This is a genomic window from Pseudomonas sp. KB_12 (assembly GCF_052114545.1).
Classification (GTDB): Bacteria; Pseudomonadota; Gammaproteobacteria; order Pseudomonadales; family Pseudomonadaceae; genus Aquipseudomonas; species Aquipseudomonas brassicacearum.
Window position 1 is genome coordinate 1 of the sequence record NZ_JBFREY010000119.1, and the last position, 398, is coordinate 398.

Genomic DNA, 398 nt, shown 5'->3' on the forward strand with positions numbered 1-398 from the left:
ACATCATCTTTTGGTGCGTCGACATCTTTTGGTGCGTCGACAGTCACGGTGCCGGTAGTAGCACCCGCAGCGATGTTGATCACCGCGCCGTTGCTCAAGGTGACGGTCACTGGCGAGCCGGCGGCGTTGGTCAATGTTGCGGTGTAAACGATCGAGCCGCCTTCGGCGACGCTATCGGTTGCACTCAAGGTCAGGCCGGTAGTGTCCTGCACATCGGTAACGGTGGTGTCGGCCGGAGTGGCGTCGATGTCCAGTTTTTCGTAGTTACCGCCCTGGGCGTCGTCGATCTTCACGCTCAGGTTGTCGCCGCCCGCGAGGGCGTCGTTTGGCGTAACGAAGTTTACCGAAGCGGAGCTGGCGCCGACTGGGATGGTGATGGTCTGGCCGTTGCTCAACGT

At 60.8% G+C, this 398-nt stretch carries 1 protein-coding gene; it reads right to left on the reverse strand.

Translation table 11 applies throughout. The annotated features are described in order from the left end of the window. The coding region (locus AB4Z20_RS28120; protein WP_442091257.1) for an immunoglobulin-like domain-containing protein at positions 1-398 on the reverse strand (398 nt) is incomplete at both ends.